At 64.1% G+C, this 19578-nt stretch carries 16 protein-coding genes and 1 pseudogene; 9 read left to right on the top strand and 8 right to left on the bottom strand.

Annotated elements, in window-relative coordinates:
- Window positions 1-527 (top strand): annotated as a pseudogene (locus tag EHS19_RS11285) (hypothetical protein); the annotation flags it as partial.
- Between the two features lie 781 nt (window positions 528-1308).
- On the top strand, window positions 1309-3465 hold the full coding sequence (rho, locus tag EHS19_RS03465) for a transcription termination factor Rho (protein WP_151916398.1): 2157 nt from the start codon (window positions 1309-1311) through the stop codon (window positions 3463-3465).
- Window positions 3466-3737: 272 nt separating this feature from the next.
- Here rho and EHS19_RS03470 read toward each other — a convergent pair whose 3' ends face one another.
- The 4 genes from EHS19_RS03470 to cbiM form a co-directional block, all read right to left on the bottom strand.
- Window positions 3738-6356 (bottom strand): FHA domain-containing protein, encoded by a 2619-nt coding sequence (locus tag EHS19_RS03470; RefSeq protein WP_151916399.1) that lies wholly within the window; start codon window positions 6354-6356, stop codon window positions 3738-3740.
- Between the two features lie 159 nt (window positions 6357-6515).
- Window positions 6516-7241, bottom strand: a complete 726-nt coding sequence (locus EHS19_RS03475; RefSeq protein ID WP_151916400.1) for an energy-coupling factor ABC transporter ATP-binding protein — start codon at window positions 7239-7241, stop codon at window positions 6516-6518.
- A 123-nt stretch (window positions 7242-7364) separates the two neighbouring features.
- Window positions 7365-8177 carry an energy-coupling factor transporter transmembrane component T gene (locus EHS19_RS03480; RefSeq protein ID WP_151916401.1) on the bottom strand — a complete coding sequence of 271 codons (813 nt, stop codon included), beginning with the start codon at window positions 8175-8177 and terminating at the stop codon, window positions 7365-7367.
- A 7-nt stretch (window positions 8178-8184) separates the two neighbouring features.
- Complete coding sequence (gene cbiM / locus EHS19_RS03485; RefSeq protein ID WP_206666311.1) at window positions 8185-9249, bottom strand: cobalt transporter CbiM; 1065 nt, start codon at window positions 9247-9249, stop codon at window positions 8185-8187.
- Window positions 9250-9612: 363 nt separating this feature from the next.
- On the opposite strand from cbiM, the gene EHS19_RS03490 reads away from it, so the two are divergent.
- From EHS19_RS03490 to EHS19_RS03520, 7 genes are all read left to right on the top strand, one after another.
- Entirely contained in the window at window positions 9613-10335 is a 723-nt protein-coding gene (locus tag EHS19_RS03490) for an urease accessory protein UreE (protein WP_151916402.1), read from the top strand.
- Between the two features lie 81 nt (window positions 10336-10416).
- Window positions 10417-11295 carry an urease accessory protein UreF gene (locus EHS19_RS03495; RefSeq protein ID WP_241677053.1) on the top strand — a complete coding sequence of 293 codons (879 nt, stop codon included), beginning with the start codon at window positions 10417-10419 and terminating at the stop codon, window positions 11293-11295.
- Between the two features lie 20 nt (window positions 11296-11315).
- Window positions 11316-11924: an urease accessory protein UreG gene (gene ureG, locus EHS19_RS03500; protein WP_151916403.1), complete on the top strand. Its 609-nt coding sequence runs from the start codon at window positions 11316-11318 to the stop codon at window positions 11922-11924.
- A gap of 48 nt (window positions 11925-11972) precedes the next feature.
- Window positions 11973-12848, top strand: a complete 876-nt coding sequence (locus tag EHS19_RS03505; RefSeq protein WP_151916404.1) for an urease accessory protein UreD — start codon at window positions 11973-11975, stop codon at window positions 12846-12848.
- 214 nt (window positions 12849-13062) lie between these two features.
- On the top strand, window positions 13063-13590 hold the full coding sequence (locus EHS19_RS03510; RefSeq protein ID WP_175578275.1) for an FMN-binding protein: 528 nt from the start codon (window positions 13063-13065) through the stop codon (window positions 13588-13590).
- 5 nt (window positions 13591-13595) lie between these two features.
- A complete protein-coding gene (locus EHS19_RS03515) occupies window positions 13596-14477 on the top strand; it encodes an FAD:protein FMN transferase (RefSeq protein WP_175578276.1) in 882 nt (293 codons plus the stop codon).
- Complete coding sequence (locus tag EHS19_RS03520; protein WP_151916407.1) at window positions 14474-15847, top strand: ferric reductase-like transmembrane domain-containing protein; 1374 nt, start codon at window positions 14474-14476, stop codon at window positions 15845-15847. The genes EHS19_RS03515 and EHS19_RS03520 overlap by 4 nt, the downstream gene beginning before the upstream one ends.
- 69 nt (window positions 15848-15916) lie before the next feature.
- On the opposite strand, the gene ureC is transcribed toward EHS19_RS03520, so the two are convergent.
- The 4 genes from ureC to EHS19_RS11010 all read right to left on the bottom strand — a co-directional run.
- Window positions 15917-17641 carry an urease subunit alpha gene (gene ureC / locus EHS19_RS03525; protein ID WP_151916408.1) on the bottom strand — a complete coding sequence of 575 codons (1725 nt, stop codon included), beginning with the start codon at window positions 17639-17641 and terminating at the stop codon, window positions 15917-15919.
- A 27-nt stretch (window positions 17642-17668) separates the two neighbouring features.
- Window positions 17669-18349, bottom strand: coding sequence for an urease subunit gamma (gene ureA / locus EHS19_RS11290; protein WP_151916409.1), 681 nt, complete (start codon window positions 18347-18349; stop codon window positions 17669-17671).
- Between the two features lie 209 nt (window positions 18350-18558).
- Window positions 18559-19260 carry an urea ABC transporter ATP-binding subunit UrtE gene (urtE, locus tag EHS19_RS03535; protein WP_241677054.1) on the bottom strand — a complete coding sequence of 234 codons (702 nt, stop codon included), beginning with the start codon at window positions 19258-19260 and terminating at the stop codon, window positions 18559-18561.
- Window positions 19261-19386: 126 nt separating this feature from the next.
- A partial coding sequence (locus tag EHS19_RS11010) for a hypothetical protein (RefSeq protein ID WP_206666312.1) occupies window positions 19387-19578 on the bottom strand: 192 nt, incomplete at its 5' end.

Here is a 19578-nt window from a genome sequence, read left to right on the forward strand (position 1 = left end):
CCAGCATCCCCACCCTCGGGAACCCGCCCATTGTGCCGGACTGCTGGATCTACGTGCAGGACCCCGGCTACAAGGTCGGCCGCATCCAGATCTTCAACAACTGGAGCCCCTACCTCGTCAAAGACGTCGACAACACCGTCTGGATCGGCCTCGAATACTTCTGCGCCGAAGGCGACGACTTCTGGAACATGACCGACACCGAAGCCAAGAAATTCGCCATCTCCGAACTCACCCGCATGCGCATCATCAACGGCCCACAGGACGTACTCGACGCCCACCGCGAGCGCGTCCCCAAAGCCTACCCCGCCTACTTCGACACCTACTCCCACATGCCCGAACTCATCGACTACCTCGACTCCTTCGGCAACCTCTACTGCGTCGGCCGCAACGGCCAGCACCGCTACAACAATCAGGACCACTCCATGGCCACCGCCATCGAAGCCGTCACCAACATCAAAAACGGTGTGGTCTCAAAGAAGAACGTGTGGTCGGTGAATACCGAGAAGTCCTACCACGAAGAGAAGTGAGAAGTGGATGACGGAGCGTATGCCGTCTTCCTTCGACCTCGACGTACCACCCGTACGCCTTCGGTCTCAGGCGACGGCCTCCGCACACGTCATCCACTTCTCACGATGAGGCAACGCAAACAATGGCGGAGCGTTAGCTGTGCCGAGCCGTTAAGCGGACAGCCCTGTGGGCTGCCCGTAGGCGAGGTGAGCGGCTTGCCGCGAAGGCCGCGTGCATCGCGGCTCCTCGGTCGCGGTACCCTTTCGTACCGCTTCCCTCGGTGCGCCTTGCTACCGCACGCGTTATTCACTTCTCACGGTGAGGCAACGCGATCAATGACGGAGCGTTAGCTGTGCCGAGCCGTTAAGCGGACAGCCCTGTGGGCTGCCCGTAGGCGAGGTGAGCGGCTTGCCGCGAAGGCCGCGTGCATCGCGGCCCCTCGGTCGCGGTAAGCGGGCCGTCTGCAATCGCCATGACTCGAATCGATTTGCATTGATTTGAATCATTGTGATCGCGAACAGCCCGCTTTTGCATATCGGTGCATATCAAGCTCGGCGCATATCATGCCAAATCCAGCCATTTCGCGATACTGACATTTCGTCAAACCGCCGCATCGCCATGCCTTGCGATGGCACGCCGCGCCCGATCTGGTGCGGTAGTTGCATTGGTCCGGAAACGGTTGTAAGGTGTCTACAGTTCGTGGCGCATGGAGTGCGTCGGACATTCGATAGCGGCATGGCCGTAAATCATTCTTAGTGCAGACGCGGCATACGTCCGGCTGCTCAAGGAAAGGTAATACGAGTGGCAAACAGCCAGAATCTTGAGGATATGAAGCTGCCGGAGCTCAAAGAGCTCGCCAAGCAGATGGGCTTGCGCGGCACATCGACGATGCGCAAACCGGAACTGCTCGCCACCTTGCAGGCGGCACGATCTGGCGGCCAGGCACCGGCAGGAGTCACCGTGCGTCCACTCAAGGCCAGCAGTGCGAATGCGCAAGCCGGTGCAAACTCGGCCTCCGCCAACGCAGGCACCGCCAACTCCACCAACGCGTCCGGCGGCAAGCCGACTGAAGCCGCTCAATCCGCGCCGGTTTCCTCACAGTCTTTTTCACAGTCCCCGGTGACCATTGGCGGCGAGGACGGATTCCACACCGTCAAGCCAGCGGAATCCGATCAGCAGCAGGGACGCACTGCGAATCGCACCGCCGAGCGAGTTCCGCTGCGCAAACGCCGCCGCACCGACGACGGCAGCGATCTGCTCAGCGAGCTCAACCTTCCGCAGATGCCGGGCCGCACCGACAACGCCCAGAATTCTGATCGCAACGGCGAAGACGCACAAGCAGAGCGTGCGGATCGCGCAGACCGCGCAGACCGCCGTCCTCGCCATCGCGGATTCCAACCGATCGACGACGAGCCACTTCCCCGACGCCGTCGCCGTGCCACCGCGGAAACGCGCGATGACAGCGAAGTGCGCGATCTCGACGATATTCTCGCCGCGCTGCCGAACCAGCATGCCGACACCGACGATTCCAACAGCGATGGCGAGACGCAGGATCGCGAATTCAGTCGCCGCGCACGCAGCCGCGCAGACCGCGGCGACCGCAGCGATCGCGCAGACCGCACCGAGCGCCGTCCTCGCCGCCTTCGCGGACGGGACCGCGACTACGACAACGATGACAGCCGCCGCGACGATCTGCGCGCCGACCGCGACCGCGACGACCACGCTGACCGCACCGAGCGCACCGACCGAACCGAACGCCCTATGCGCGACGTGCGCGACCGCGACGCCCGCCGCGACGAGCAGCAGGATGATCTCGTGCCCGTCGCCGGCATCGTCGACGTGCTCGAATCGTATGCCTTCGTGCGCACCTCCGGCTATCTGCCCGGGCCGAACGACGTGTACGTGTCGATGGGGCAGGTCAAGAAGTACGGGCTTCGCAAGGGCGATGCCGTGCACGGCACGATTCGCCCGCCGCGCGACGGCGACCGCCGCAACCAGCGGCAGAAGTTCGTGCCGCTGCAGTCCATCGATTCGATCAACGGCATGAGCGTCGAGGATGCGGCCAACCGCCCGCAGTTCGCCAAGCTCACCCCGCTGTACCCGCAGGAGCGGCTCAAGCAGGAGACCACGCCGAACAAGCTCACCGGCCGCATCATGGACATCGTCTCGCCCATCGGCAAGGGCCAGCGTGGTCTGATCGTCTCCCCGCCGAAGGCCGGCAAGACGATGACCCTGCAGAACATCGCGAACTCCATCGCCACCAACAATCCGGAAGTCCATCTGATGGTCGTGTTGGTGGATGAGCGCCCCGAAGAGGTCACCGACATGGAGCGCACCGTGCAGGGCGAGGTCATCTCCTCGACGTTCGACCGCCCGGCCACCGATCACACCACGGTCGCCGAACTGGCTATCGAGCGCGCCAAGCGACTCGTGGAACTCGGCCAGGACGTGGTCGTGCTGCTGGATTCGATGACGCGACTGGCTCGCGCCTACAACATCGCCGCACCCGCATCCGGCCGCATCCTGTCGGGCGGCGTGGACGCGCAGGCGCTGTACCCGCCGAAGAAGTTCTTCGGCGCGGCCCGCAACATCGAAAACGGCGGCTCGCTGACGATCATCTCGTCGGCGCTGGTCGAAACCGGTTCCAAGATGGACGAGGTGATCTTCGAGGAATTCAAGGGCACCGGCAACATGGAGCTGCGCCTGTCGCGCGAGCTGGCCGACAAGCGCCTGTTCCCCGCGATCGACATCAACGCCTCCGGTACGCGCCGCGAAGAGCTCATCACCAAGCCCGACGAGCTGCCGATCATCTACCGTCTGCGTCGCCTTCTCGGCGGCATGGAACCCGAGCAGGCATACCAGACGCTCGTGCCGCGCCTCAAGAAGGCGCCCACCAACCGCGACTTCCTCGCCGCCATCGTGCAGCAGAGCAATTCCAACGCGGTCAACGGCAACTGACGCGGCTAGCTGCGGCGACGCGAACCACGCGACAAAGCAATCATCAACGAACGGCCCTAAAATCGTCCTTAACTGCGCGTAATTACGACATGGGCGCGCAGTTAAGGACGATTTTGGGGCCGTTTTCGTCCTTAACTGCGCGGTGCCATCGTAATCACGCGCAGTTAAGGACGATTCCAGCACGCATACGGCCGTGAGCAACCGCTATCACACCGCTTACCGCACTGCTTACCGCGTCATCCGCCCATCACTTACCGCGTCACGCGCATCACCTACCGCATCAGTTGGATGACGAAGTCGTCGTCGGCAAGCCGGAACCGCTGCCCGGGCAGCAATTCGGCGACCTCATTCGCGTCCAGCTTGTGGTCGCCGACATACGTGCCGTTGAACGACGCGCAGTCCATCAGCGAGAAACGGTTGCCCGGCAACGCATGAATCACCGCGTGGACGCGGCTCACATTCGTGTTCCCGCCCATGTGGATGTCGCTGCTGGAGGAGCGTCCGATCGTCGCGATGCTCTTGCGCACGTTGATGGCGCGACCGTCGCGCAGCCGGCGCACTACGTAGTTGACCGAACCGAGCAGGTTGGTGGCACCGTCGTCCTCCTCCTGCTCATCAGCCGGCTGCGGCGCGCCCTCGTTGAGGATTTCGGCGGCGGGCCGGGTCGGTTCGGCTGGCGTTGCGATCGGAGTGATCGTCGCCTTATGCCTCGGTTCGTCATGGAACGTCGCCGGGGCGGCGGACACGCTTGGCAAGGCAGCGGAGGCGGCTGGCGCGGGCTGTGCTGACGGCGCCGCCGTTGCGACGGCCTCGTTCGCAGAGACGTTTTCCGACTCGCTGTTCGCTACCGGCTCGCTGTTCGCCGCCGACACGCTGTTCGCTACCGGTTCGTTGTGCGGCACCGGCGCGCTCATCGGCATTGCCCCGCTATGTGGCTCTGTATTCGGCTCGTTAATCGGCTCGTTATCCGACTTCGACGCCATACCGCCATCCGCTGCGGAACCGCTACCTGCTGCAGCATTGCGGTCCGGCACCGGCTCGGCCGCTTCCCTCGCCACCTCGGCAGCATTCGTCAAGGATTCGCTCACGGCCTCCGATTGCGCATCAGCGGCGGCAACCGTAGATTCGCGCGCTGCATCGATGCTCGACGGGTGCTCGTCTGCTTCCGGAACTGCCGCGGCGGCCTCGGATACCGCGTCGATGGCCGGCACGATCAGCGATGCCGCGGCCGCGGCGACGTTGGCAGCGGATGCATCGGCAACGGCAGCTTCTGGCACAGCGGCTGCGTTCGGCACGGTTGGTCGGATATGCCCGATCTGTCCAAGCACGGTTTCGCCATCGCCATCGGCGTCAGTATTCACGTTCTGGCCGCCATATTCCGCACCAGCCGTTGCCTTCACCGGTATATCCTTCGCGGGAATCGCACCCGAGGCTGCGGCCGGAATGCCGGTATTAATGGAGCCCAAACGTGTGGCATCCGGATCATCGCCGTGATCAGCCTCAACCGACTCTCCGGCGACGGGAGCTGCTGCGGCATCGCCGGCAGAGGCGGCAATCGCACCGGCGGCATCGACTGTGGCATTGGTGTCCAAAACGGTTTCGGCATCGGTTCCGACAGCGGTTTGCGAGGCGCCCTCGGCAGCGTGGGCGGCCTGCTTATGCGCGATCAGCCGGCCGATCACCGTCGCGCCATCCGCATCATCCATATCATCTGCGTCAGTGCGCGCAATCCCGGAAGCCGCGCCGGCAGGCATCTGCCCAATCGGCATAGCATCCGGCCGATTCACCGGCGTATTCGGCATCTGCCGCATCGGCTGCGGCGACAACACCGGCTGTGCAGGACCAGCCGGGCGCGCAGCCTGCCCCTGAATCGGCTGTCCGCCCCATGCAATCGTCTGCCCGCCCGGCTGCCCACCCGGCTGCCCAATCTGCTGCCCAAACGGCTGTCCATTCGACTGTGCACCGGTCTGCCCAATCGGCTGCGCACTCGGCTGCACGCCAGACTGCACGCCAGACTGACCGGACGGCTGCGGCCGGAATGGCATCGCAGTCGGCGCATTCGGCACCGCGCCTACGGCACCGGGCGCGCCTGGCACCCCGGAAGCGCCAAACGCAGCAGAGGCCGCCGCAGCACCCATCGCCGGCGTCTGTCGAACCCCATCCATGACCCGCTGAGCGACGGTCTGCTGGCTGGCGATCTGCGCACTGGACTGCTGCCCGGCGAGCAGCGCGACCGGGTCGAGGACCGCTCCCCGCTGCATGGTGTTCGGCCGCAGCACGGTGTGCGTGCCGTCGTCGATCGGTCGGCTCATCGGCGAGGTTGAAACGTAGCCGAACAGCTGGCCGAGGAACGTGCGGTAGTTGATCGAGGAGAATATTGGATTGCGACGGGCGTAGTCGTCCACGGCATCGACGAGATGCGCGTCCTCATCCATGACGAATCGGATGTGTCTGCGGTCGGCGAGCGCCGCGATGATGCCGTTGGGGCCAGACTGCTGGATCTGCGCTCCGGCCATCGGCATCAGCACATACATGGGCGCGGCGGTCGCGGGCTGCACGTAGATCTGCTTCTCGTCCCACAGCACACGGTCGATCGGATATTTGTTGGCGGTGCATACGTCGGCGACGTCGGTCACGGATACCAGCAGCGAATTGTATTGGTTGGCGTCGAGCTTGGTCTTGAGGAAGGACTTGAGCGTCACGCACCCGGTGATGTCGTAGTAGAACGTGCCGCCCTGGCCTTCCGGCTCGAATTTGAATGGCAGCAGGCATGGGGAGGAGACGGCGGCGAGCCACTGGGCGCAGGCGTAGTCGAGCGTCTCGTTTTTCGTGGTCGTGATGACCAGGGTTTGCGATCCGGCTTTGCGATCCTTGACGGTTTTGATCTTCATTGTTCCTACCTGCCCCTTCCGTCGACTGCGCTCGTCGGCCTGTCGCCGATGCTGGTGCGACGTTGCCGTATGCTGAGCACCATTCTAGTGGGCTGTCGAGTCAGAAGCGGGGCGCCGTTCATCGTTCCATGCGCATTGCTCCGCGCGCATTGCTCACGCTCACTGCCCCATGTGGATGATGCGGGCGTCGAGTTGATGGACGATGTCATGGTGATGGGTGGAGAACAGCACTGTCTTGCCTATGTCGACGAATCCGCGCAGTACGCGCACCAGCACGGCGGTGTTGCGCTCGTCGAGGCCATCGGTAGGTTCGTCAAGCACCAGCAGGTCCGGGTTCATCGACATGACACTGGCGATGGCGACGCGTTTCTTCTCGCCGCCGGAGAGGCGGTATGGGGCGCGTTCTCGCAGCGCGGCGAGTGCGAACAGGTCGATCATGTCGTTCACTCGTTGCACGATCTGCTCATCCGGCAATCCCATCTGCGTCGGACCGAACGCGATCTCCTCTTCGACGGATGGGCAGAACAGCTGGGTGTCGGAGTTTTGGAATACGAATCCGATGCGCTGGTGGAGGGCTTTGGCGAACAGACTGTTCTTTGATTCGACTTGCTCGCGGGTGACCGGCGTGCCGCCGAATCGGTATGCGCCGGAGTCGGGGAATTCGAGCGCGTTGATGATGCGCATCACCGTGGTCTTGCCGATGCCGTTGGGGCCGAGCAGCGCCACACATTCGCCGCGGTTGACCGTCAGGCTGAAGTCGGCGAGGACGGCGCGGTTGGCGGCGTAGTCGTCGGCATCGCCCGCGGCGACGTCGCCCGCGCCGGCGTCGCGGTACGCGAAGCCGATATGCGACAGCTCAATCAACGGATCCCCGTCAAACATCATTCCTCCAATTCGGTGTTCCGCGTTTACACTACTTCCACCCCGTTCACTCCCCCAGTCAGCTTCGCTGACAGCCCCCTCGTCTGAGGGGGCCGCATACTCGGAATACTGGCCGGTTACGCATGCCTATCCACAGTAGATGGCGAACGCGATCATCGCGATGATGACGATCACATAGACCGCATTGGGTATGGTGGCGAGCGGTTCGCGACGCACGCGATATTGCCCGTCGAATCCACGGCAGATCATCGCTTCGGCCATCTGCTTCGCCTGTGTGTTGGCGCGTAGGAACAGCGCGCCCATCACGCGCCCGGCTGACATGAGCTTGCGCGAATCGCGTCCGACGCTGCGCAGTCTGAGCGCGTCGAGCAGCGAGACCATCGATCGGCCGAGGATGTCGATGAACTGCACGGTCACATCGCACACGTAGATCACCGAATCAGGGCAGCCGATGCCTTTGAGTCCGGCGATCAGGCGATTCCACGGCACCGTGCGGGCGAGCGCGATCACCAGCGACACGGCGACGAACGCCTTGACGACGAGCCGCACGGGCGCGCTGTACTGGCCGATGAGCACGCTCGGCGCGGACAGGATGAAGCTCAGCACGCACACCGCGAGCGCGGGTTTGACGATCGCGACGATCATGCGCGCCGGGCGCATCGCCAGCATGACGAGCACGACGGCGAGCATCACGTAGGCGAACAGCATGTTGCGCGTCGCGTTGACGCACACGATCGCGGCGGGGACTCCGATGATGCGCAGAGCGGGCGAAACCGCGCACAGGGCGCGATCGACCGGGCTGCGCGTGATCGGCAGCGGGGCGCCGACCTGCTCGAGCACCCCGCCGAGATGTGCGAGGTTGCGTTCGATGAACGACGATCGGTCGCCGATCGGCTCGTAGCGCTCCGACTCGCCCAGCCACGCGGGAAGGGACACCATCAGACGTTCACGCCTTCGCCCCGACCGTCTTGCGGTCACGCGCCGCGAGCGCGAGCAGACGGAAGATGATCACCATGACGGCGATGCCGATCACGGCGGACAGGATGTAGCCGGCGATGTCGGGTAGACCGGCGAGCGAATAGTCGGGCAGCAGGGCGTTCCACGTGAAACCATGCGCGATGTACTGCGGCACGTAATTCAGTCCGGTGGCCGCCATGAAGTCCTCGGCACCCCACTCGCCCCACGCGTCGCCGGTGGCGATCAGTCCCAGCGGGGAGAGCAGCGCGACCACGCCGAGCGCGATCCGCGCGGAGCGATGCAGGCCGGAATAGGTGGAAGACACGGTTCCGGCGGATGTCGCCGCGCGCACGTTGGCCTCGATGATCTCCGGAGCGGTGCGACGCACGAACTCGACGACGACCACCGTCACCAGACCTTCGACCACGCCCGCGACCGCGAGATGCGGAATCAGCATCGCCGGAATCGTCACGGCAAACGAGAACGGGAAGTAGAGCGCCTGACCGGCGGCGTCGCGGAACAGCAGCGGCTGCACGCCGAGCTCGAGCGCGACGCAGAACGCGGCGAGCGTGATGCCGACGTATCCGGCGACGAACTCGGCCGCGCGCTCCTTCCAGCCGTCGGGAAGGACCTTGCGCAGTCCGACATACAGCCCGTAGGCGACGAACGGCAGGACGAACGCCATGTTGAAGCAGTTGGCACCCAGCGTGATCAGGCCGCCGTCGCCGAAGAGCAGCGCCTGCAGCAGCAGTGCGACCGACACGGCAACCGTCGCGTACTGCGGTCCGAGCAGAAGAGCGATCAGCGCGCCGCCGACGCCGTGCGCGGTGGTACCGCCGGGGGTCGGCACGTTGAACATCATGATGAGGAACGAGAACGCGGCACCCGCCCCGAGATACGCCATCTTCTCCGGGGTGCTGTTGCGGATCACCGAACGGAAGCACAGCACCCAGATCGGGATCATGACCGCCCAGAACACCGCGCCAGTGGACGGCGAGACGAAGTTGTCTGGGATGTGCATCGCCAGCGTGACGGATTGCGATTCAACCAACATGTCAGCCTCTCTTTCGTCCACATCATGGACAAAGCCAGTGGGCAATAGCAGTGAACACAAGCGCCACCCGACAACCCACCGACTGCGCGTCGATGGCAACGTAATATCACATACTTGATTCACCACGGAAACAACTACGTGGAATTGCTTGCAATCATTGGAAACACGCCGAATGGGGAATGCCGGCAAAGAGCTGAAGAGCATCGTTTCGCCAGCGTTTCCGCATACATTTTCCGAACAATCCGCCATCTGCCCGTTACAAACGAGTGCAATCGTCCGCCTATGCTGATGTCCAACTATCGGACGGATGCCATGTCACCCGAGCACTGCCACCCGGACATACCACCCAAGCAAGGAGGATGAATGATCGCCAAGGAGATCACCGGCAACATCATCAGCCAGCACTACGACGACGGCAAACTCGAGGTGCCGGTCGCCTTCGACTGGTTCGAGACGGACAAGAAACGCATGATGAAGGTAGCCGAGGACGGCACCGAGATCGGCGTGATGGTCGGGCGCACCATCAAGGACGGCGACGTGCTCGCAGAGACCGCCGACAAGCGCTATTTCGCGCGCATCCGCACCGCGCAGCTCATCGAGATCCCCGTGAACTCGATGAAGGAGATGGGCCGCCTGTGCTTCGAGCTGGGCAACCGTCACCTGAGCCTCAAGGTCGAAAACGACCGCGTGCTCGTGCCGTACGACCATCCGACGATGGAATACACGAAGAAGATCGGCTACGAACCGCACATCATCGAAGGCGGATTCGACGGATTCCTGATCGTCAAGGCGCACGCGGGCACCGGCACGATCATCCCCGGCACCAACAAGACCACGGGCGACGTGGCCGAGGAGGAGCAGGAGGCCGCGGCGGATGCCGCATTCGCCGGCGAGGAGCAGGCCGGGCATCTGGACGTGCACGCGCATGAAACGGAACACCACCATCATCATGTCGTCGAGGAATCCGGCGCGGACGAGGATCATCCGTACCAGCAGAAGCCCGGCGAATACGAGCTCAACGGCGTGCTGCATCGGCCGGACGGCTCGCACAGCCACGACGGCGGCCGCACCTGGCACACGCACTGAGCCGCGTCAACAGCCGGTTCCGGCCGCCCACCTGTCCCTTCCGCACCTTCCATTCCGATCTTCCGATCCGAGGCACCATCGATGACCATGAAAAACGCCGACATCGCGGCGCTCAACGACGCGCAGGCCCGCCACCTCGCCATGCTGCAGGTGTGCGACAGCGTGTTCCCGGTGGGCGCGTTCGCGCTGTCCAACGGCATGGAGACGTTCGTGCAGCGCGATTTTCTGCGTCGCGGCGCCGATTTCGAGCAGTACATGCGCGATTATCTGGCCGTCGCCGCCTACAAGGAGATCGGGCAGATGGTGCTGGCCGGCAAGTACGGCACCGACGGGCGCCTATCGAAGGCCGGGCTGGAACGCAAGATCGTCGCACTTGACGAGCTTGCATCGGCCCTGCAGTCGGCGCGTGAGATCCGCGAGGGCAGCGAGCGCATGTGCACGCGACTGATCAAGCTCGTCCACCAGATGGACGCGACCCGTGAGACGCGCGATGCGCGCGAAACCAGCGAAACCCGCGAAACTGCCGTCGCGCGCGATGACGAGATCATCGCCGTGCATGAGCACGCCACCGAACGCCACCGTCTGGAGGGCACGGCCGATGCCCTGTACGGATCGCCGAAACTCGACCTGTACGCGGCGCTCATCAAGGATGGCCGATGCCGCGGCATCCACGCGATCGCGATGGGCCTGTACGCGGCCGACCATGCAGTCAGTGTGCGGGAGGCCGCGGTCACCTACGGCTATTCGCTGATCAGCGCGCTGACGATGTGCGCGGCGAAGGCGATTCCGCTGAGCCAGTACGTCGGCCAGGTCGCCCTGCACGACTCGTTCCCGCGACTCATCCGTGCCGTCGACATCGCCCTGACCCTCAAACCCGAGGATCTCGGCATATCCGGCGCCTATCTCGACATAGCCGCCATGCAGCACGAAACCCTCTACTCCCGCCTCTACATGAGCTGAAATCACCAAAGGAGAAACCAATGCCATACGTACGCATCGGCGTCGCCGGCCCGGTCGGGTCCGGCAAGACCGCCCTCATCGAGCGTCTCACCCGCAAGATGGCCGACGAATACAGCATCTGCGTCGTCACGAACGACATCTACACGAAGGAGGATGCCGAGTTCCTGATCGAGCACAGCCGTCTGGCTCCCGACCGCATAGTCGGCGTCGAAACCGGCGGCTGCCCGCACACCGCGATTCGCGAGGACTGCTCGATGAACCTCGAGGCGTGCGAGGAGATGGCCCGCACGCATCCGGACGTGCAGATCATGTTCGTCGAATCGGGCGGCGACAACCTGTCGGCGACGTTCAGCCCGGATCTGGCGGATGCGACGATCTATGTGATCGCGACCGACGAGGGCGACAAGATTCCTCGCAAGGGCGGCCCGGGCGTCACACGCTCCGACCTGCTGGTCATCAACAAAACCGATCTTGCCCCACTCGTCCACGCCAATCTCGACGTGATGGCGCGCGATTCGGAGCGCATGCGCAACGGCCGCCCGTACATCTTCACCGACCTGATGGGCGGCGCGGGTGTCGACGACGTGATCGCATGGATCAAGAAGAACGTGCTGTTCGAAGGCGTGTGATTCAGGCGATTCGATTCGAGCGATTCGAGCAACGTAAGGATTCTTCCTATGAGCAGCAGCACTTTCCGCTTGGCCACCGCGTTCCGCCACGGCCGCACGAAGATCGACGACGTGTATTTCGAGGCGCCGTTCAAGCTGATGACGCCGTTCACGAACGGCCGCCATTCCGATTTCATCGTGATGCTCGCCTCGCCTGGGTTTCTCAAGGGCGATGAGGCGCATATCGAGATCGATTTCGGACCGGGCACCGATTCGACGATTCGGACGCAAAGCTACGAGAAGGTGCTGGACACGGCCGACGGGTCGGCGTCGCGCACGATCGAGCTGACCGCGCGAGGCGACGCGAAGGCCGTGTTTCTGCCGTTTCCGGTGATTCCGTTCCGTGGCAGCACATTCGAAAATCTGACGACCGCGCATATCTCATCCGAATCAACGTTCGTGTACGCCGACGTGGTGACGTGCGGTCGCGTCGGCATGGATGAGCGGTGGGCGATGCGCCGCTTCACGAATCGTATGCGCGTGTTCGTGGATGATCGACTGGCATTCGCGGACCGGATGCTGCTCGAACCGGATGCGTTCGACTACACCGGCATCGGCATGTGGCGCGAGTTCACCCATTGCGGCGTGCTCTACGCGCATCTGCCGGCGTCGGCGCAGAGCGGCGCGGATGGCAGCGCCGGCAACGCGGATGGCAACAGCGCCAACGCCGAGGCGGCGCGGATTGCGGCTGAGGATGCGCTGATCGACCGCATCCGTTCGCATGCGAATGCGATCGGCCTGGTAGGCGAACTGGGCGTCAGCCGCGCGGTGAACGGCGTATGCGTGCGTCTGCTCACCGGGCGCGGCGACGACGCATTCGACTTCATTCGCGATGTCGCCGACATGGTGGCTGAGAGGCGACGATCGCCGGCAATACCTCGATGAGAGATATGTCACAATCATAGTGTTTTTCAGCCCGCTTTCAGATTTCCCCTATTCTCCCTCCAGATCGTGATAGGTATCGTGACATTGGCAAAACGCGGCAGGGGCTCACGCAGCACCATGCGGCACGCGTGCCACGGGCTTCGCCATGACGTATTCGGCATGCCCGACAAGGCGTTTCATCACATGTATGCTCACATGCATGAAGGGGATCATCATGAAAGCAACCATCACGAAAGCGGCCATCGCCGCAGTCGCGGGACTGGCCATCGTGGCCGATGCGTTCCTGCTGTTCGTCAAGCCGCATCTGGCCCAGCAAGGGGCCTCCAGCGCGCTATCCCAATCCGGCAGCGGCACGGCTTCGTCGGGGAACGGCTCCTCGGGCTCCGGATCGTCAGCCGGCTCCGACGGCTCGTCCGGCTCCGACGACTCGTCGTCATCCGCATCCTCCGGCGAGCTTCAGGACGGCACGTACACATCCGTCGCGTCGCCGAACGCGTACGGTGAGATCCAGCTGCAGGTCACCGTCAAGGGCGGCAGGATCACCGATATCGCGACGATCAAGATGCCGACCCACGGCCGCTCGCAGTCGGTGAACGCGCAGGCGATCCCCGAATTGACGGATCGGGCGATCAGCGCGCAAAGCGCCGAGATCCAGTTCGTTTCGGGCGCGACCGAAACCTCCACGGCGTTCGTCAACTCGCTGCAGGACGCCATCAACCAGTCGCTCAACGCCGCCAAATGACGACGATGCCGACCACGACCACCACCATCAGGGCGCGCGTCATCCATGCGATGACCATCCCGTTCACCATCCAGCTCGTCGGCGAGCAGACCTCCGCCGTGGAGCAAATCGACACGCTTCTCGACGACGTCACCCCGCGCATCGCCGCATTCCTCGCCGACGTCGAGTCGACGTTCTCTCCGTTCCGCAACGATTCGCAGGTCGCGGCGGCGCGGCGCGGCGATTGGTCGGCACTGATGCATCCCGGTCCGCTCGACGGGCGATCCGCCACCGCGTTCGCCGAGATCTACGCCCTCGCCCAGCAGGCCAAGGCTCTGACCGACGGATATTTCGATCCGATGCACGCGGGCGCCTACGATCCGACCGGCATCGTCAAGGGATGGGCCGTGGAGGAGGCGCACCGACGCTTTCTGAAGCCGCTGCTCGACGCTGGCCGATGCGAGGCCGCGGCGATCGGCGGAGGCGGCGATATCCAGACCCGTGTGCGCGCCGACAGCGATTTCGCATGGCGCATCGGCGTCGCCGACCCGTTCGACGCGACGGCCACCCTGCGCACGGTCACTCTGCGCAACGGCGGCATCGCCACGTCGGGTACGGCCGCGCGCGGGGAGCATATCACGCGGCGCACGCACGATCTCGCGCAGGCCACCGTCGTCGACGATCATCTCACGTTCGCGGACATGTGGGCGACGGCTGCGATCAGCGCCGGCGAGCGCGACTTCCGAGCGATGATCGCCCGCAATAGCGTCTCCCGCGCGACGCTTTCGGCGGTGCTCGTACGCGAGGACGGAACGGTCGCCGAGATCGCGCCCGCAACCGACCCCGACGCCAACGACATGAATATCAACGATCTCAACGAACTCAACCATCTCAAGGACCGATCATGAAATTCCTCACCTCGCATATCGCCCTCGCATGGGCCACGGTGCTGTTCATCGTGCCGCTGCCGTTCCTCGCGACGCTGGCCGCGGGCTATCCCGCGTTGTACGCCGATACGCTGTTCGGCGCCCAGCTCGGCGTCGTCGCGTACACGTGGATGCTGGCGGCCGTATATCTCGCGTGCCGTCCGCGTTGGGTGGACCGCACGGTCGGACTGCCGCACATGTACATGATCCACGGCGTGCTGGCGATTCTGGCGATCATCCTCGCGTTCGTGCACCAGTCGCTGCTGCCGGGCGCGGGCGAGCTGATCAGTCTGACCGGCCATACGGGACTGTATCTGTTCATCGCGGTCGCGGTGTGGTCGCTGGTGTTCATGGCCGGGTGGCTGACGTCGCGCGTCGCATGGCTCGCCACGGTCAAGCGCGCGCTGGAGCGGCTGTTCCGTCACGAGATGAGCGTGTGGCTGCACCGGCTCAATCTGGTGGCGATCGCACTGATCGTCATCCACGTGCATGTGATCGACTACATCGCGTCGAACCGCCCGTTCCTGTTCCTCCTTGACGCGGCGACGATCGCGGTGTTCGCGTACTACGTGTGGAGTTCGGTGAGTCGTCGCGCATTCACGCTGCGCGGACGCGTGGCGTCGGTTCGCCAGATCGCGCCGCGCGTGACCGAATTGCGTGTGTCGATCGAGGATTCCGGTCGCGACGCATCCCGGACACGCGCCTCGATTCGGTGGAATCCGGGCGATTTCGCGTTCATCGCATTCCCCGGTGTACGCGGGATGCACGAACTGCACCCGTTCTCGCTGACCAACTCGCATACGGGCAACGGCCAGGAAACGCCTCGCCAGGCCCCGGTCATGTCGTTCGCGATCCGTGCGGACGGCGACTTCACCGCGAAGATCGCCTCGCTCAAGCCGGGCGAGCGCGTGCGCGTCGTGCCGCCGTACGGTCGTTACGCCGAGTTCATCAGGGAGCATGACGCGCAGTCGTCCCAATCCCTCACTCCGCTGGTGCTGATCGCCGGCGGCATCGGCGTCACCCCGCTGATCGGCGTGCTCACTGCGTACGCGGGCGCTACGGGCACTGCACCCGCCTCCGCCACGCGCATCGTCGATTTCCTGTACACCGCGCGATCGGAACGTGATTTCATCTACCGCGACGAGCTGCAGCGTTTCGGCGCTTCGTCGCCGAACACGCGCGTGCGGCTGCTGACCGGCCGCGCGGACGAAGCGCTGATCGCGCCGATGATCCGTCCGGGCGCGATCTACCTGATCGCCGGCCCGATGCCGATGATGGACGCGGTGCGCGAGATCCTCGCCAAGCACGGCGTCGCATCAACGGACATCTACTACGAGCCCTTCGCGATGTGAGCCGGCGCGCGCGACGTTTTCAGCCGCTCAGCCGCTCAGAAGCTCAGCCATTCAGCCGCTCAGAGCCGCTCAGAACAGGAAGTAGCGCTGTGTCAGCGGCAGCTCGTATGCGGGTTCGCTGTGGACCAGCTCGCCGTCGACCGTCACCTGGAAGGTTTCGGGATTGACTTGGATGTCGGCGAGCACATCGTTGAACTTGAGGTCCTTCTTGCCGACCGTCCTGCATCCGTGCACGGGCAGCACCTGCCGATGCAGTCCGAGCCGCTCCTTGATGCCGTCGTCGTAGGCGAGCTGGGAGACGAACGTGGCGCAGCTCGACCCCAATGCGCGTCCCAACGCGCCGAACATGTCACGGTAGTACACCGGTTCGGGCGTGGGAATGGAGGCGTTCGCGTCGCCCATGCGCGCGTACGCGATCGACCCGCCTTTGATCACCATCTCCGGCTTCGCGCCGAACATGGCCGGCTGCCAGAGCACCAGATCGGCCATTTTGCCGACCTCCACCGAGCCGACGTAGTCGGCGATGCCGTGCGTGATGGCCGGGTTGATCGTGAATTTGGACACGTAGCGCTTGACGCGATAGTTGTCGTTGCGATTGTCGTCGTGCGCGTCCTCGGGCAGCGGTCCGCGCTGCCGCTTCATCTTGTCGGCGGTCTGGATCGTGCGCGTGATGACTTCGCCCACGCGGCCCATCGCCTGCGAGTCGGAGCTCATCATCGCGATGATGCCGAGGTCGTGCAATACGTCCTCCGCGCCGATCGTTTCGGGGCGGATGCGCGAGTCGGCGAACGAGATGTCCTCCGGCACATTGCGGTCGAGATGATGGCACACCATCATCATGTCGAGATGCTCGTCGATCGTATTGCGCGTGAACGGCATCGTCGGGTTCGTGGAGCTGGGCAGCACGTTCGGGAAGCCGGCGACGCGGATGATGTCGGGCGCGTGGCCGCCGCCCGCGCCTTCGGTATGGTACGTGTGGATCGTGCGGCCTTTGAACGCGGCGATCGTGTCCTCCACGCAGCCGCCTTCGTTGAGCGTGTCGGTGTGGATGGCGATCTGCGTGTCGGTTTCGTCGGCGACGGTCAGGGCGGTGTCGATCACGGCCGGCGTCGCACCCCAATCCTCGTGGATCTTGAGTCCGGCCGCGCCGGCGCGGATCTGTTCGCGCAGCGGCTCGGGGCTGGAATCATTGCCCTTGCCGAGGTAGGCGATGTTGACCGGCAGCGCTTCGGCCGCCTCGATCATGCGGGTCAGGTGGAATGCGCCCGGATTGCAGGTGGTCGCGTTGGTGCCGTCCGCCGGGCCGGTGCCGCCGCCGACCATCGTGGTGACGCCGCCGGCGAGCGCGGTACGCACCTGCTGCGGGGAGATGAAGTGGATGTGCGTGTCGAGGCCGCCCGCGGTGACGATCAGGCCTTCGCCGGCGATCGCCTCGGTGCCGGCTCCGACTGCAAGACCGGGCGTCACGCCGTTCATGGTCTGCGGGTTGCCGGCCTTGCCGATCGCGCTGATCCTGCCGTTTTTGATGCCGATGTCGGCTTTGTAGATGCCGGTCCAGTCGACGATGAGCGCGTTGGTGATGACGGTGTCCGGCGATTCGGCGTCGAGCTGCACGGAGCTTTGGCCCATGCCGTTGCGGAATGATTTGCCGCCGCCGAACTTGAGCTCGTCGCCGTAGTGCGTGTAGTCCTTTTCGACTTCGATGATGAGGTTCGTGTCGCCGAGCCGGACGCGATCGCCGGTGGTCGGCCCGAACATGCCCGCATAGTCTCTGCGTGTAATGGTCTTGCTCATGATGCCGTTCCTATCGTCGTGCCGTTTTCAGATTCCCAGGAATCCCTGTTCGTGTGCCTTGGTGAACGCGGCTTCGCGTACCTGTGGATCGTCGAGCCGACCTTCGACCAGTTGGCTGAATCCGTGGATTTCGCGCGTGCCGCCGATGTCGATGAGCCGCACGCGATGCGCTTCGCCCGGCTCGAATCGCACTGCGGTGCCGGCTGCGATGTCGAGGCGCTTGCCGTATGCGGCTTTGCGGTCGAATTTGAGGTATTTGTTGACTTCAAAGAAATGGAAGTGGGAGCCGATCTGGATCGGGCGGTCTGCTGTGTTGACGACGTCGAGTTCGATGGCGTCGGTGCCTTCGTTGATCGTCAGATCGCCGTCTGCAGGCAGGTATTCGCCCGGCACGAGCTTTTCCGTGGTTTCGATCGGATTGTGGATCGACACGAGTTTGGTGCCGTCGGGGAACGTGGCTTCGACTTCGACGACTTCGAGCATTTCGGCGACGCCGTCCATCACGTCGTCCGGTTTGAGCAGCGTGCGCCCGTATGCCATGAGTTCGGCGACGGTCGCGCCTTCGCGCGCGCGTTCCACGCATTCGGAGGTGATCAGTGCGATCGCCTCGACGTAATTGAGCTTCACGCCGCGCGATTTGCGATCCTTGGCGAGCTGTCCCGCCAAGTACAGCATGAGTTTGTCGGTCTCCCGTGGAGTAAGTCTCATCAGGCCCCCATCCCGCTCGTTGCCGGCCATGCCGGCCTTGCCGATTGCAATCGGCGCTATTGTATGGCGGTCATGACAACGCCACGTTTCCTGGCGCGGCGCGCGTCGCGTCATGCAGCGTCGCGTATCGCAATGCCACGTATCGCGTGCAGCGCCGCGCAATGCAACGCCGCGGCGGCGTGCGCAGCGCAACACCGCGGCGGCGTGCGTCACACGCGCATGGATTCCTTGGCTTCGGCGACGGCGCCCGGTCCGCCTTCGCCGGCTGCGATGAATCGTCCTGATGCGAGCACGTAGTATAGGTCGGCGCGTTCCACGGCGAATTGGACCTTCTGTTCGACGAGGATCACGCCGATGCCGCGCTCTTCACTCATCTGCCGGATGGAGCGTTGGATGTCGGCGACGATGTTCGGCTGGATGCCTTCGGTGGGTTCGTCGAGGATCATGAGTTTGGGGCGGGTGATCAACGCGCGTGCGATCGACAGCTGCTGGCGCTGGCCGCCGGAGAGCAGTCCTGCGCGCCGCGTGGCGAATTCCTTGAGTACGGGGAATGCGGCGACGGCGTCGTCGTAGCGGGATTGCGCTTCGGAGCCGTACTGGTCGGCGACTACGTGCAGGTTTTCTTCGACGGTCATCTGGCCGAATGACTGCTGGCCTTGGGGCACGAATGCCATGCCGGCGCGGATTCGTCGGTTTGGCGCGGCTTTGGTGATGTCGGTTCCGTCGAAGGTGATCGTGCCGGCGGTGGCGGGCAGCAGTCCGAGGATCGCCTTGAGCAGTGTGGTCTTGCCGGCGCCGTTGTTGCCGACGATGCTGATCCATTGGCCGGCGTCCACGTCGAATGAGATGTCGTTGATGACGGTCACTTTGCCGTATCCGGTATTGAGATTCTTCACTTCAAGCATTGTCATGATCGTTCCTTACTCGTGTATCTGCTAGCCGCGCGCAGCGGACGTCGAGTCTTGAGCAACGCAGCGGACGCTCCATCTCACTCCCCGCCTCCACCTGGAGGCGAATGATGCGTGCGGCCGCAAGGCTCACAAGACGAAGGCGTACGAAAGGTACGTCGAGTTTTCCACAACGCAGGAGGCGCTCCCCACCAGCCTCCACATGGAGGCGAATGATGCGTGCGACTCCAAGGCGTGGAAAAAGAAGGCGTACGAAAGGTACGTCGAGTCTTCCACAACGCAGGAGGCGCTCCCCACCAGCCTCCACGTGGAGGCGAATGA

The sequence above is a fragment of the Bifidobacterium jacchi genome (genome assembly GCF_009078285.1).
Classification (GTDB): Bacteria; Actinomycetota; Actinomycetes; order Actinomycetales; family Bifidobacteriaceae; genus Bifidobacterium; species Bifidobacterium jacchi.